The 14,121-nt window shown below is 50.5% G+C and carries 10 protein-coding genes and 1 pseudogene; 7 read left to right on the top strand and 4 right to left on the bottom strand.

Annotated elements, in window-relative coordinates:
* Positions 1-63: 63 nt before the first annotated feature.
* Both BLR25_RS05295 and BLR25_RS05300 read right to left on the bottom strand, forming a co-directional pair.
* Positions 64-1,311: an ADP-ribosylglycohydrolase family protein gene (locus BLR25_RS05295; RefSeq protein ID WP_091934844.1), complete on the bottom strand. Its 1,248-nt coding sequence runs from the start codon at positions 1,309-1,311 to the stop codon at positions 64-66.
* A gap of 418 nt (positions 1,312-1,729) precedes the next feature.
* The gene (locus BLR25_RS05300) at positions 1,730-2,602 is read right to left on the bottom strand and encodes a LysR family transcriptional regulator (protein WP_091934847.1); all 873 of its coding nucleotides are present in this window, start codon (positions 2,600-2,602) and stop codon (positions 1,730-1,732) included.
* Positions 2,603-2,778: 176 nt separating this feature from the next.
* Between BLR25_RS05300 and BLR25_RS05305 the strand changes: the two genes are divergently transcribed.
* The 7 genes and pseudogenes from BLR25_RS05305 (at position 2,779) to BLR25_RS05335 (ending at position 12,448) form a co-directional block, all read left to right on the top strand.
* Entirely contained in the window at positions 2,779-4,005 is a 1,227-nt protein-coding gene (locus tag BLR25_RS05305) for a pyridoxal phosphate-dependent aminotransferase (RefSeq protein ID WP_091934850.1), read from the top strand.
* A gap of 32 nt (positions 4,006-4,037) precedes the next feature.
* Positions 4,038-4,808 (top strand): aspartate dehydrogenase domain-containing protein, encoded by a 771-nt coding sequence (locus BLR25_RS05310; protein ID WP_091934853.1) that lies wholly within the window; start codon positions 4,038-4,040, stop codon positions 4,806-4,808.
* 70 nt (positions 4,809-4,878) lie between these two features.
* Positions 4,879-6,162 carry a dicarboxylate/amino acid:cation symporter gene (locus tag BLR25_RS05315; RefSeq protein WP_091934856.1) on the top strand — a complete coding sequence of 428 codons (1,284 nt, stop codon included), beginning with the start codon at positions 4,879-4,881 and terminating at the stop codon, positions 6,160-6,162.
* Between the two features lie 377 nt (positions 6,163-6,539).
* Complete coding sequence (locus tag BLR25_RS05320; protein WP_091934859.1) at positions 6,540-7,640, top strand: GntG family PLP-dependent aldolase; 1,101 nt, start codon at positions 6,540-6,542, stop codon at positions 7,638-7,640.
* A 536-nt stretch (positions 7,641-8,176) separates the two neighbouring features.
* On the top strand, positions 8,177-9,937 hold the full coding sequence (locus BLR25_RS05325) for an IlvD/Edd family dehydratase (RefSeq protein ID WP_091934862.1): 1,761 nt from the start codon (positions 8,177-8,179) through the stop codon (positions 9,935-9,937).
* A 57-nt stretch (positions 9,938-9,994) separates the two neighbouring features.
* Positions 9,995-11,410, top strand: a pseudogene (locus BLR25_RS05330) (MFS transporter); the annotation flags it as partial.
* Positions 11,411-11,575: 165 nt separating this feature from the next.
* Positions 11,576-12,448: a LysR family transcriptional regulator gene (locus BLR25_RS05335; RefSeq protein WP_091934866.1), complete on the top strand. Its 873-nt coding sequence runs from the start codon at positions 11,576-11,578 to the stop codon at positions 12,446-12,448.
* A gap of 122 nt (positions 12,449-12,570) precedes the next feature.
* On the opposite strand, the gene BLR25_RS20890 is transcribed toward BLR25_RS05335, so the two are convergent.
* Together BLR25_RS20890 and BLR25_RS05340 are read right to left on the bottom strand one after the other, a co-directional pair.
* Positions 12,571-12,912: a hypothetical protein gene (locus BLR25_RS20890; RefSeq protein ID WP_143009769.1), complete on the bottom strand. Its 342-nt coding sequence runs from the start codon at positions 12,910-12,912 to the stop codon at positions 12,571-12,573.
* Between the two features lie 99 nt (positions 12,913-13,011).
* The gene (locus BLR25_RS05340) at positions 13,012-13,974 is read right to left on the bottom strand and encodes an amidohydrolase family protein (RefSeq protein ID WP_091935502.1); all 963 of its coding nucleotides are present in this window, start codon (positions 13,972-13,974) and stop codon (positions 13,012-13,014) included.
* Positions 13,975-14,121: the final 147 nt, after the last annotated feature.

Genomic DNA, 14,121 nt, shown 5'->3' on the forward strand with positions numbered 1-14,121 from the left:
TTCGGAAACACTGGAATCCGCTCGCTTCGCAGCCAAACATTCCCCCCAGAATAACGTCTGAGGTCACGATCCCGGGTAACGCGCCGTGTAGAAATCACTCTCCGCAAAACCCGCTGCGCTCTGGTCATCATCCAGTGTCCATTTCGCGACAGTCGCCAGGTCATCGGCAACGATCTCCAGCACGCCGCGAAGCTCGAGATTTTTGAGCCAGCGCTCAGGTACTGCATCGATTCCATGCAGCGCCCCCAGCAAATGCCCAGCGATCAGCCCCGTCGAATCGCTATCTCCATTGTGATTGACCGCCATGACGACGCCAGATTCGAAATCTTTTGCCGTCAGCGCACAGAAAATGCCAACAGCCAAGGCCTCTTCTGCAATCCAACCTTCGCCCAGCCAATCCAACGCCTGCTCCGGTGGCGTGCTCCTCTCAGCCAAATCAACGGCGCGGTTAATCGCTGCCGTGGTTTCCTCATGATGGTGCTGTTCGCGCAGAAGCACTAGCGCCTGTTCGATGCTATCGCGTAGCGACTGCCCTTCCAGAAGCAGAAAAATGATCGCGGCGAAGGCGCCGGCCGTGAGCTGTCCGGTGGGATGCCCATGGGTCAGTGCTGCAGCCTGACAAGCGAGGTCGAAGGCTTGCCGGAAATTGGCATCGCGAAGCGCCGAATGCTCGGCCGACAAGGCTTTTAGCATCATGCCGACCGGGGCGACCCGCATGACACCGCCACAACCTTTGCTGTCGTTATCTGCGGGGGTGCCCAGAATACGCTTTGCCTTGAGTGCCGCAATACACGTCATTCCTGGAGCACGCTGTGCAAATAGCTCGGTCTGTTGGAACAACCAGCCCCGATCAGTCTTCCCTGTACCTCCGGGTGATTCTTCTTGTGTGTGCAACCAGCGACGGTAAGCTGCGTCAATCAGGCTAGGCGGATGGCAAATTCCTCGTCTCTGGCTCCGAACGTAGCCACGCAACAATCCTTCGGCAGTAAATAGCGTCATCTGGGTATCATCGGTGATAGCCCCAAGAACGCCATAAGCAGGAACCATATCCTGAATCCCTCGGGCGCCGAATTGCCGAACGATCTCCGCCCTCTTCATGAACTCAACCGGAGCACCTAAAGCATCACCTACAGCCCCTCCGAGTAAACAGCCACGGAATTTGACCCGGACCTCGGCTTCAGGCAAGTGCGGTAAAAACGTGCTTGTTGTGCTGACTGTCTGTTCGTTTTTGTCTCTTTGACCGTGCTGGCCCGAAAAAATCGGCTCGCTGTTCTGCAGGCTCGAACTCTCGGAATTGCGATGTCTATTCATTTTGGCTATGTCATTTAGGTACGTTCACCATTCATGGCATACAACGGCAAGAACATCAACTCCAAGAAAAAAGAAGAAGGTCGATAGCGACCCGGTTGGATGCAATCAAAGGGCGTTTATTCGATACGACTACGCAAGTTGCAAGGGCCACGATAGAGGTTGCATGGCGAGTAAGCTGGTTGAGAACAGTTTCCTACAAAATTTTCGACGCACTCTGCAACCGATCGCGAGCGGGCTAATTCGCCGGCCGGGCATCTCCCGTCCGGCATGGCGTATATTAGATATTTTGTGTAAATAAGCCATTGCCAGTGGTGCTACTGCACTCATGCTTTGGCCGACGGGCGGAATTTTCGGCGGCAACAGATCCCCAAGTTCTCTGTGGAAGAGCATATATCGGAAATTATGCTTCAGCCTCCCACTAGCGTAATGATTTGCATGCACTTAGAAAGGCTCGAACAACTGCAATACGGGGACTGGCACGCCACCACAAGACACCGACGTTTCTGACCTCCGTTGATGCCGTCAGTGGAATTTTCTTGATCGATAGCTTCTCTGGCCAGGGCGGCGCCCAGTCGGGAAGGATTGCCACCCCCAATCCTCTACCAACAAATGTCGCAATGGCATCCAAGGCATCCATTTCGACAAAGGTCGTTACTTGAAGATTGTTAGCCTGCAAGAAACGATCAACGATCTGCCCCCCCCAATGCTTACGGTCATACCTGATAAACGGCTCTGATGTGATGACTTGATGCGGGTCACTGACATCAAGGGACTCAGGCACGAGCAAGACAAGAGGCTCTCTACGCAGGGTCTGCCAACCGCATGATTTCAAAATGGGAAATTGCGGTTGAACGATAATTGCCGCATCCAAATCACCAGATACCACTCGGGGATACAACTCCAACGACGAGCCAGGTTGAACGTACAGTTCAACCTTTGGAAATATTTTCCTGATATTGGAGACTGCATCAGGTAATTGTCCGGTTAGAGCGGTTGCCGTTGCTCCAAGGCGCAATTCAACAGGTCCGCCACCTCCCTTGCTGACAGCGATTGCCCTTAAGTCTCTTGCTTCTCTGATCAGCGAATGAGCCTTCCCCAGGATCGCTAAACCGGAAGCCGTTGGGCGAACGGCGCGACCATTTCTCTGCAATAGCGCATCACCAATCTCCTTTTCTAGTGCCTTGATTCGCTGCGCGACCGCAGGTGGCGTCAGTCCAAGAATACGGGCTGCCTCGGCCAATGAACCGGTGTCGATGACGGTCACAAACGTCTCAAGGAATACGGTATCCATGTAAACATTTTCTTTGTTATGAATGAATGACAACTGACATTTTATTCTCTAATAAGTCTTGCCAAAATAGAAGCACATTGTGAGGAAGCAGTATCAACCGGACAGCAGACGGGAGTTGCAGGTCGATCCTGCATGCCTCGAAACACCGTTCCCTATTCGTATAACAGGAAAAAAAAATGAGCTTGATTGAAGAGAGATTTGCAAGGTTAGCGACAGACAATGCCCCCGGACAAGAAGTCAGGCAAACAGGGGCATCGGGTGACGTAACATTGATCGGAGAAAACATTCCGGGGACTCCCGTCGACTTCTCACATGGAGACGTCAACACCTCGGCTTTTGCACCCACACCGGGATCTCTCGAAGAATTTGTACAAGGGGTCCACCGAGGCGGGCAGCAAGCCTATACCGAATATCGAGGGGCAGCAGCCCTCAGAGACGAGATAGCAAGCAAACTTGCTCGCTTTACAGGTTGCCCCGTTTCGGGTTCAGCGGAGTTAATTCTTACGCCCGGTACTCAAGGTGCGCTATTCCTTGCAGTTGCATCGACCGTTGTTGCGGGCGACAAAGTCGCTATCGTGCGCCCCGACTACTTTGCGAACCGAAAGCTGGTCGAATTCCTCGGTGCTGAAGTGGTGCCGGTGAGGCTTGACTATTTCGACAGCGGTAGTCAGGCCGGCTTGAATCTGGATGACCTGGAAGCAGCCTTTAAGCAAGGAGCGACCACGTTTCTCTTCTCCAATCCGAACAACCCAGCCGGGGTTGTCTATTCGGAAGCGGAAATCCTGCAGATTGCGAAGTTGGCTAACACCTATGGTGTGACGGTGATTGTCGATCAACTTTATTCCCGCCTACTCTATTCCGGGACCCACTATACCCACCTTCGTGCGACAGAGATCGATTCAGATAACGTCGTAACCATCATGGGGCCGTCCAAGACGGAGTCCCTGAGTGGCTATCGGCTAGGCGTCGCGTTTGGAGCCTCTCGCCTCATTGATCGGATGGAAAAATTACAAGCCATCGTTTCGCTTCGCGCACCGGGATATTGCCAAGCCGTTCTTCGCACTTGGTTCAATGAACCCTCCGGGTGGATGGACGAGCGGATTGCTCAGCACCAAGCCATTCGAGACGACTTGCTAAACGTCTTTAGTAAATCAGCGGATCTACAAGTGCGTAGCCCGCAAGCTGGAAGTTACCTATTCCCCCGTCTTCCAAAACTGACAATCCCCCTGCACCACTTTGTGCGTGCGCTCAGAGTACAAGCGGGCGTTACGGTCACGCCCGGAACGGAATTTAGCCCGAATTCGATCGATAGCATCCGGCTTAATTTTTCACAGAATCATGAGGCCGCCGTCGGTGCCGCCACACGCATCGTCCAATTGATCGAGCGATATCGCGCCGCATAGGAATTGAAATATTTACTCTTTAAGGGGGAGACATGTCGAAAAAAGTCGGACTGATCGGGTTTGGCACAATTGGAAAATATCTTTTTGATCAACTATCAAATGATGGTGTCGTATTTTCATTTGTTTATGACCCTTTTTTTATAGCGAATCAGCCAGAAGGAAAGGATCCCGCAATCTTCATTTCATCTCCCGAGGTCATGCTCCAGCGATGCTCGGAGGGAGTCGATCTTGTCATCGAGGCGGCCACCTCTCAGGCCGTCGTGGATTTTGGCCCCAAAATTTTGCAGTACACGGACATGGTTGTGTTTTCATCGACAGCCCTTGCAGATCCGGATTTTCAACAACAGATTGAAAGTCAAAGCCAGGCATACGGGACAAAATTTGTTGTCCCCCATGGGGCAATATTGGGCCTCGATGGCCTGTTCGACGGCAGAGAAGTTCTTGAGAACGTGACGATTACCACCACCAAGAGACCTCTAAATCTTGGCCGGACAGATACTTCGCGGACGACGCTCTATGAAGGGCCGACCCGAGGCGCATGCAAAGCCTTCCCGAGAAATGTGAATGTACATGCAGGCATTGCGCTGGCGGGTTTGGGGTTTGATAAAACGATCTCGAAAATTGTTTCAGACCCGGAATCACCCGGCAACTCCCATTTGATCGAAATTAGGGCCAAAGGCTGTTGGTTCAAGATCGAAGTCATGAGCGACCCTGGCTCAGGGGTCACCGGTGCTTACACCCCAGTCTCGGCACTATCAACGATTCGGCGACTTCTGTTTACCTCTGGAATCGTAATTGCCTAACTGATTCACGAGTCGCACAGTCCCCCCTGCTAAATCCAGAAGCCCCATGAGATAAAAAGGAGCGTATCAGATGTCTCTGTTAAGAAAAATTCGTGGCATATCGCTATCGAACAAGATCTTTTTCAGCATGATCCTAGGTATTGCATTCGGCCTGATTTTTGGCAAGTCGATGGGTGACATCAAGTTCATTGGTGATGCCTGGATCAACTTTCTGAAAATGACGATCACACCCTTTATCCTCCTCACAATCGTTACTACGGTAGGGGGACACAAGAGCGCACAGACCATCGGAAAAATTGCGATTTTTATCGTGGTGTTCTACACCATCAGCGCGCTGGTTGGCATTGGTATCGGAATAGGAACGATGTCTGTGTTTAAGCCAGGGGCAGGATTTACCGGCTTTGCGGAATACAGTACGAAATCACTGGCTCAAGCAGCTACCGACGGCTTCTCGTTTAAGAGCCTGGTGATGAGCATGTTTGCAGACAATTTCTTCAAGCCGTTCGTCGAAGGTTCGATTATGCAGGTGTTGGTCATCGGCCTGTTTATGGGCCTTGTCATTCTCAAGATGCCAGATGGTGAGGTTAAGACGGGTATTTTGAAATGGTTCCAAAACATACATGCCCTGTTCAACAAGATGATCGCTCTGATCATGGAGTTCGGTCCCATCGGGGTGTTTTGCCTGATGTCTGCTGTAATGGGCCAGTATGGAAAAGATTTCATTGGCTCAATTGGCAGTTTTATCGGTGTTGTCTACCTTTCGTTGGCGCTGCTGATTGTCCTTTGGTATCTGCCGTTGGTAGGCATCATTGCCAAGATCGCTCCGACAACCTTCTTGAAGAAGTCGCTGCCATTAACGGTGTACACCATGAGCACCTGCTCAAGCGCGGCCGCCATCCCGATCAGTCTTAACGTTTGCGATGATCTCAAGATTAACCGGCAAATTTCATCGTTCGTAATTCCCCTGGGCTCGCAGATCAGTATGGATGGTATGGCGCTTTTTCTTCCTGCCATCTTGATGTTTGGTGCGCAAGCTATGGGAATTGAATTTTCCTACGCCCAATTGTTCCAGATGGCCATCATGTCGGTCTTGATTGCCAATGGAGGCGGAGGGATTCCGAACGCTGGCCTAATCAAGGTAATCATCATGATTCAGGCCTTCGGGATCCCTCTGGAGATGGGGGCAATTGTTGGAGCGTTTTACCGCATCTTCGACATGGGGGTTACCACTCTGAATTGCATGGAAGATCTTGTTGGCGCATCGGTTTCTAACAAAATTTATGGGAAATCGCTAGATACACACGAGTTGCAAAATGTAGGAATAGTCGTTCCTGCGGAAAATACTGCCGTGTAATTTCGTGCAATGGAAGTTGGAGGAGTGTTTGAGGCCTTTGATCTCACCCGCAGGAACCTAGAGACAATATATTAGGACTTCTTGGTGAGACAAAGGCCTCAAATTCGAGATACGAGGTCTTTGCTCGACGAGTAACCATGCGTGATCTCGAGTTTAGCGATGGGCTCGCTTTTTTCAGTTTATCTACGGAGTCGGGCGGCGCCTTGCAATATCGAAGCCGGATTACATTGACTTTCTAGTCGCGCGAACAGTTCAACAGCGGTTGGCCGCCCCCCCTTGCCGCCAAGTAGATGACATCTTCGTTAGCTTGGAATGGCGGGGACTTACTAGGACGTATCTACGCACCTATCCTGATCTAGTCAGCGAGGTTTCTCACAATGAATCAAATTGAACATATGCGACACATTAGGGCGATGCTCGACCTTCGTAGCGATACCTCTACCTTGCCAACACCCGAGATGTGGAAAGCCATGTCAGAAGCAGAGGTTGGCGATGGCGGACGGGTAGATCTTACAGGAAGGGGCGAAGATCCAACCGTTATGGAATTAGAAGCGCTAGCAGCAAAAATGACCGGGAAAGATGACAGCATATTCATGCCCACTGGCAGCCTTGCCAATCATGTTGCGCTGTATGCGACGGCAAAGCATGGCGACCATGTGTTGGTGGAAGAAAAGTCACACATTTATATAAATGAGAAATTCGATTTCTTACCCGAATTCGGCAACAAGATTCCTGTCACTTACCACCTTACGCCGGATTTTCAAATTGATTTATCTGAAATCAAGCGCCTATTGGATTGCAACGAAGTGAAAGTCTTGTGCATCGAAAACACTCACAATTACTCCAGTGGGACTTGTCTCACTCCAGAAACGACAGCCAATGTTTGCGAGCTGGCACATCGGTATGGAGTTCATGTGCATTTGGATGGTGCTCGTGTATTCAATGCAGCGATAGCTTTAGGGTGTGACGTGAAGGAACTGACGCAACCTGTGGATTCTTTAATGTTCTGCATTTCAAAGGGGTTGTGTGCGCCTGTGGGTTCTCTTCTCTGTGGCAACACTGAATTTATTCGCAAGGCACAGATTGTTCGTAAAATTGTTGGAACGCTGATGCGTCAAGCTGGTGTCGTCGCTGCGGCAGGCATCGTGGCGTTGAAGGAAAATATAGATCGACTAGCCACAGACCATGCCAACGCCTCTTATCTAGGAGAATTACTAGGCAGCATTTCAAATGTTACCTTTGATAAAAAGGCTGATCAGAGCAATTTTGTGTACTTGAACGTCACGCCGACTGGGCTAAATGCGCAGGAGGTGACCAACGCACTCCGTAAACGAGGCCTCTTGGTATCCAAAATGACTGATGACAGTATACGCTTTGCTACCCATCGAGATGTATCAAAGCAGGATGTTGAGCGGGCAGCCGAAATTACTAAGGCATATTTTTCAGAACTCAAATTTAATCAGTGCGATTTTACGTAATGTTACAAATTAATGCGGACGGCATATTTTTATCTGCGCACACCTAATCTGTGCCTCAGTTCTGTAACAATGGTTGACCTCATCAAGCGAATAGCACGTGTCGCGGCGAACCTGTTCCGGAGTTCAGCGTTGAGCATTGCATATGTGCCATAACTGACAACGATACGGCGTTAGCTTTCAAATACAGGAATGTATTACCTAACTGCCTGCAACTAAAGCGCCCCTAAGCAGTGCATTTTGGCCTCTTTCATGAGGCCATTTTCTTGCGTTTGCATGCGTATATGCACCGCCCGTTTTCTTGATGCTGCTCCGATATCGGCTGGAAGAACTACCCCTAACCCAACGATCGTTGCGGAGTGAAAGTGACTTGTTTACTTTGGAAGTCACGTTTACTTCTAACTTAGAAGATAAAACTTTTATTTCATTGGCTCCTTGCCAGTGAATAGAATTTTCTTCACTGATTGCGGCTCTGCTTTTCGGTCGCTTGTATCAGACGGCGAAAAAGTGACTGACAACTCAAGGTGAAGGTATCAAACATGACACAGCAAAATGGATCTCGCAGTAATTCAGGGGACAGCGAGGAAACAGGATTTAAGAAAGGCGTAACAAACTACGGTGACAAAGACTTCTCGCTCTTTCTGAGAAAGGCATTTATCAAAGGGGCTGGATACTCGGATGACGCTCTTGATCGCCCAATCATCGGGATCATTGACACCGGCAATGACTATAACGCGTGTCATGGCAACGCTGCCCAACTAATCGAAGCCGCAAAGCGTGGAATCATGCTTGAGGGGGCTCTTCCAATGGTTTTTCCAACCATCTCCCTCCATGAAAGCTTTGCCAAACCAACGGCGATGTATTTACGCAATTTGATGGCCATCGATACTGAGGAAACGATTCGCGCTCAACCGATGGATGCGGTGGTGATGATTGGAGGCTGTGACAAGACAGTTCCTGCTCAATTGATGGGTGCTGCGTCCGCTGATGTCCCGGCAATTGAGCTGGTGACGGGGCCAATGATTACCGGCGCATATCTGGCTGAGCGCGTGGGGGCATGTACTGATTGTCGAAGATATTGGGGGAAATTCCGCGCAGGAGAGATCAACTCTCAAGAAATTGCAGAGGTTAATACTCGGCTCGTGTCCAGCGTTGGGACATGTTCTGTCATGGGGACTGCAAGCACGATGGCTTGTGTCGTGGAGGCACTGGGCATGATGGCTCCTGGAGGCGCGACCCCTCCAGCGGTCACCGCTGATCGTATGCGCATTGCCGAATTGTCCGGAAGGTACGCAGTGGCAATGGCCAAGAGCGGTCTGAAGCCAAGCCAAATCATGACCGGGAAAGCATTCGAAAACGCGTTCCGTGTTTTGTTCGCTATTGGTGGATCAACGAACGCGATTATCCATCTTACAGCGGTTGCTGGTCGCCTTGGAATAGAAGTGGATCTCGACCAACTCGATATCATGGGGCGCGATACCCCTGTCTTGGTTGATTTGAAACCGTCCGGACAAAACTACATGGAGGATTTCCACAAGGCTGGCGGAATGGCGACGCTGTTCCGTGAACTGAAGTCTCTTCTCCACCTCGACACCATGACCGTGAGCGGACTGACTCTTGGCGAAGAAATCGAACGGTCTGGAAAATCGTTCAAACAAGACATTGTACGTTCGTTCGACAAACCAATTTATGCGGGAGGCGGACTCGCTGTTCTGCGAGGGAATTTGTCGCCGGAAGGCGCCATCATCAAGCCCGCCGCCGCAACGCAACAATTGTTGGAATTCGAGGGTCGTGCGGTGGTGTTCGAGAACCTCGAGGACATGGCAGAGCGCATCGACAATCCTGATTTGGACGTTAACGCTGATGATGTGTTGGTTCTGAAGAATATCGGGCCACGTAGCGGAACTGGAATGCCGGAAGCAGGCTATCTGCCGATTCCCAAGAAGTTGGCAATGGCCGGCGTGAAGGACATGGTTCGCATTTCGGATGGACGAATGAGTGGTACAGCCTTTGGAACGGTTGTTCTTCATGTGAACCCGGAAGCCTCAATCGGAGGTCCTCTCGCCTATGTTCAGAACGGCGATCGAATCCGTTTGAGCGCCAGCAAACGCGAGATATCGGTGCTTATATCCGATGAGGAAATGGAGCGTCGGAAGAAATCAAATCCGGTTGTTCCACGAACCGCAGATCGCGGCTTCGAAAAACTATTCTACGAGACGGTGACCCAAGCCGACAAAGGCGTGGATTTCGAATTCCTGCGTCCCAAAGTCATGGTCGACAAGATTCCCAAGCCCCGATAAGCACTTTCATGGCCTTCTCGTTTAAAGGACTCGTCAGATCAGAAAAGAGACGAGAAGGCTGTGCTCATGCTTAAGAACACCGATGTCGCGAATATGAACACTACAAATATCAGAGGAGGCACCAGCATGGAAGCAACTTCAGCTGCAATACAAACCACAAATGAGAAAAGAACGAACGTTCGATGGTTCATTCTCGCTGTCATTTTTTTCATCATGATCGTCAACTTTGCCGATCGTTCAGCCGTTGGAATCGCAGGGCCAGCCATAGCAAAAGATCTGAAGCTCACCTCGGTTCAGATGGGCTATATTCTTTCCGGATTCGGGTGGGCGTATGTGCTGTTTCAGCTTCCCGGCGGTTACTTTCTCGACAAGTTCGGCTCGAAGGCGGTATACGCGTTCAGCATATTCACGTGGTCGCTATTCACCTTGTTGCAGGGGTTTGTCGGCTTCGTTGGCGTCGGCATCGTCGTAGGGACCTTCTTCTTACTGCGTTTCATGGTGGGCGCCTGCGAGGCTCCGTCATTTCCAGGAAACAGTCGGATTGTCGCCGCGTGGTTTCCGGGCCAAGAACGCGGTACCGCGTCGGCGATCTTCAACTCTTCTCAATACGCTGCGACGGTATTTTGCACCCCGCTGATGGCTTGGCTGACTCAGACATATGGTTGGCAGTCGGTGTTCTTTGTGATGGGAGGCATCGGTATTCTCTACACACCCCTCTGGCTAAAATTTATCAAATCGCCGCGCGAGCATAAGTCCGTCAACGCAGCCGAACTCGAGTATCTTGAGAAGGGCGGAGCCCTGATCGATATCGACAAGGCGGCCTCTTCCGGCAGTGAAAAGCCGAAGGGACCGAATCTTCGAGTGATCGGACAACTGCTGAGCAACAGAATGATGATCGGCATTTACGTTGCCCAGTATTGCGTCACGTCGCTTACCTATTTCTTCTTGACATGGTTCCCTATCTATCTGGTGCAAGGAAGAGGAATGACTATTCTCAAAGCTGGTCTCGTCGCCTCTGTTCCTGCTATAGCCGGGTTCATCGGCGGGATTCTCGGAGGGGTTGTTTCGGACTGGATTCTGGCAAAGACTGGATCGCTCACCTGGGCACGGAAGATTCCGATGGTTACCGGAATGCTGTTGTCGATGGGCGTAGCCGCATGCAATTACACTGACTCCGAAGTATTGGTCGTGACATTCATGGCCATGGCTTTCTTCGGAAAAGGATTCGGAGCGCTTGGTTGGGCCTTGAATTCCGATACAGCGCCAAAGCAAGCCACAGGAATCAGCGGAGGCGTCTTAAATACATGTGGAAATCTTGGTGCAATTACGATGCCGATTGCTATCGGTTACCTTGTCGACAAGGCTGGGTCGTTTGAGTCGGCGTTGTTCTACGTCGGTGCGCATGGGGCGGTTGCAATCTTCTGCTACCTTGTTATCGTCGGTGAAATTAAGCGCGTGGAACTCAAGGAGTAATTGCCGCAAACAAGCGCAATGAAATGAAAACCCCGTTGGCGCACCCGTCGTCCAGCGGGGTTTAAGCACATGCATCATAAATTTCGGCTTTGTCTTAGGCCACAAAAACGGTGTTTTGCCCAAAAATGCAGTGGACAGAGCGAATACATATACCTTGGAGGGTCTATGGATATCCGTTACATACAAAGTTTTGTTAGCGTTGTAGAGTTCGGGTCCATGGCAGAAGCCGCCCGGCACCTCGATCTGACACCGGCGGCGGTTGCAGCGAGAGTCCATGCGCTCGAGGAAGAAATTGGTACGAAGCTAATCACCCGCGTTGGTAGAGTTGTGAGGCCGACTGAAACGGGGATTTTGTTCTTGGATCGAGCGCGAACAATTTTGCGAGAAATTCGCGAATTAAAGTCCTTGATTGGCACCGGTGCATCTGTTGGTGAAATGCGGATCGGTGTTTTTGTATCAGCGATGGTAAGCGTACTACCGCCTGTACTGAGAAGGTTTTACGCACGGCATCCTGAGCTTAAGGTGTTCGTGAAAGTGGGGTCCTCCATCGATTTGTGCAATCAAGTCGGAAATAATGATCTTGATGCCGCAATTATCGTCGAACCGCAATTTGCTATCGGAAAAGGATGTGAGTGGAAATCCATTACAGAAGAAGAGTTGATCGTTGTTGCGCCCGCAGAGTTTTCTAATCGAGAAGCCCACGATCTACTGCAGAACGAGCCGTTCATCCGATATGACCGCTCGGTGCTGGGAGGACAGTTGGCCGACAGGTACTTACGAGACCATGATTTGCGACCGCATCAAAGACTGGAAATTGACGGATTACTAGCGATCGCGGCACTGGTTAACCAAAGGTTAGGAGTTGGCCTGATCCCGGATTGGTCTCCGCTTTGGTCTAGTGGGATGGATATTGTGAGGATTCCGTTGCCCGATCGCCCTCCTGTTCGCAGGGTAGGGATTGTTTGGAGCAAACAAGGAGCTAGAGCAACCTTGTCGCGACAATTCGTGGAAGACGCCGAGGTGGTATTTGCTTCATAAGTTCAGCCAAACCCGAAATCGCGAAGTGTTTTTGAGGTGAACCAATTTCTCAGTGGTGTGGGTTTGGTGACAGATTTAGTAACGAGTCCAAAAGCGCAGATGACTCTGGATGCATTTGCAGATCATGCATCCACTAACCATGTTCCGACAACTCCGTGATTATTGATGAGCGGTTTTGATAGGCGTTTTTCACCTGTCTCTGCCGGGAATATCTCGGAAATGACAGCGCCTTCGAGTATGCATTCGATCAGCCCTGCTGCAGCCAGCATATTGAGGCCACTATCTATTGAAGACCGTGTTCCGAGCATGGACCTTAACTCAGCGGTCGATCTCTCTCCATTGACCAAGATCAGCAAATGACGAAGAACAGCACTGAGTTTTCTCGTTCTGCTCCGTAATTCGTCATGACCATCAGCCGTTTTTGTGAAAACCGTTCTCGTCATCTGCGCTTCTCTCTGATTCATACTGTCAATTACTACCTTAAGGGCCTTCGCCGAAGATTCAATTTGAACGTCTGGCCTGAGTGTTTATGAGCCACCCAGGCCATAGCAATGCCAGCGCGACTACGAGAATTGATAGAGAGTCGCGGGATTTTCAACGAGCACTTTATGCAACGCGGATTTTGACGACACGGCAAGACTTAGGGCATCAAGCAAGATCGCATCATCCGGAATGACCTTGGTATGCTCAGTAGGATGAGGCCAGTCACTACCCCATACAACACGTTCAGGCGCCTCAATTGCATACGCCTTTGCCACTTCAACGCTGTCGGAGTAACTTGGACCGCCAACCTTGGTTTCATTGTAAAAGCCTGAGAGCTTTACATAAGCTCGGCCTTGTTGCAGAAGTTCGCGGACCATTGCGAATGTTGGATGCCGCAGAGCATTGGGTTGAGGAACGCGTCCAAGATGATCGAAAACGACAGGGCAAGGGAGGCTGGACCAGATGTCTCTTGCTTCTAGCAGATAATTTGCAGGTGCATTAACTTGGACATGCCACCCCATCGGCGCAATACGCATTGCAAGTGGCTTGACCATATCCAAAGTTGTGGTACCCGGAGGTGCGAGATTGAACCGAATTCCGCGCACTCCGGCCTCATGCAACTCACGTAGTTGCGCATCTGAGACGCTTGTATTTACCACGGCTATTCCGCGCGCGTTGCCACCAAATTGTTTTAGCGATTCGACAAGGAGCCGGTTGTCGACCCCATAGCTCGATGGTTGAACTATTACATTTCGCGAGGTACCGAGACGCTCTTGCAAGCGACGGTAGTCCGCGATTAAGGCGTCTCCTGGTCGTAATGTCGCTTCTGGTGCGAATGGATAGCGTGCGTCATAAATGTGGTGGTGACAGTCACAGGCATTTGCTGGAACTTTGGTTCTGGGGCGATCCACGCCTGTTGACCAACTAATCGGCAATATCTGAGCTGATGTTGTTCCAGCACCTGAGGCAATTGCACCTGCACCGATTGACAAAATGCCGAGTTTTTGAAGAGCTTCACGACGATTAATACTGAATGCGGTCATTTCAAGAACCTCCATAATTTTGATTGTTTGCGGGAGAAATGATCTTGAACATTTACTGTCAGAGAACCAACTGATTACGTGATATTCATTCGATAAAATAATTGTTACATCTCACTAGCGTCAAACATAGCCGCGTTGACAGCGCAA

The sequence above is a fragment of the Propionivibrio dicarboxylicus genome (genome assembly GCF_900099695.1).
GTDB classification, from domain to species: domain Bacteria; phylum Pseudomonadota; class Gammaproteobacteria; order Burkholderiales; family Rhodocyclaceae; genus Propionivibrio; species Propionivibrio dicarboxylicus.

Bases quoted from the DNA above. Each gene is read 5' to 3' on its own strand.
- BLR25_RS05295 (WP_091934844.1), bottom strand. From the start codon at position 1,311: ATGAATAGACATCGCAATTCCGAGAGTTCGAGCCTGCAGAACAGCGAG.
- BLR25_RS05335 (WP_091934866.1), top strand. From the start codon at position 11,576: ATGGATATCCGTTACATACAAAGTTTTGTTAGCGTTGTAGAGTTCGGG.
- BLR25_RS05340 (WP_091935502.1), bottom strand. From the start codon at position 13,974: ATGACCGCATTCAGTATTAATCGTCGTGAAGCTCTTCAAAAACTCGGC.
- BLR25_RS20890 (WP_143009769.1), bottom strand. From the start codon at position 12,912: ATGAATCAGAGAGAAGCGCAGATGACGAGAACGGTTTTCACAAAAACG.
- BLR25_RS05300 (WP_091934847.1), bottom strand. From the start codon at position 2,602: ATGGATACCGTATTCCTTGAGACGTTTGTGACCGTCATCGACACCGGT.
- BLR25_RS05325 (WP_091934862.1), top strand. From the start codon at position 8,177: ATGACACAGCAAAATGGATCTCGCAGTAATTCAGGGGACAGCGAGGAA.
- BLR25_RS05305 (WP_091934850.1), top strand. From the start codon at position 2,779: ATGAGCTTGATTGAAGAGAGATTTGCAAGGTTAGCGACAGACAATGCC.
- BLR25_RS05320 (WP_091934859.1), top strand. From the start codon at position 6,540: ATGAATCAAATTGAACATATGCGACACATTAGGGCGATGCTCGACCTT.
- BLR25_RS05310 (WP_091934853.1), top strand. From the start codon at position 4,038: ATGTCGAAAAAAGTCGGACTGATCGGGTTTGGCACAATTGGAAAATAT.
- BLR25_RS05315 (WP_091934856.1), top strand. From the start codon at position 4,879: ATGTCTCTGTTAAGAAAAATTCGTGGCATATCGCTATCGAACAAGATC.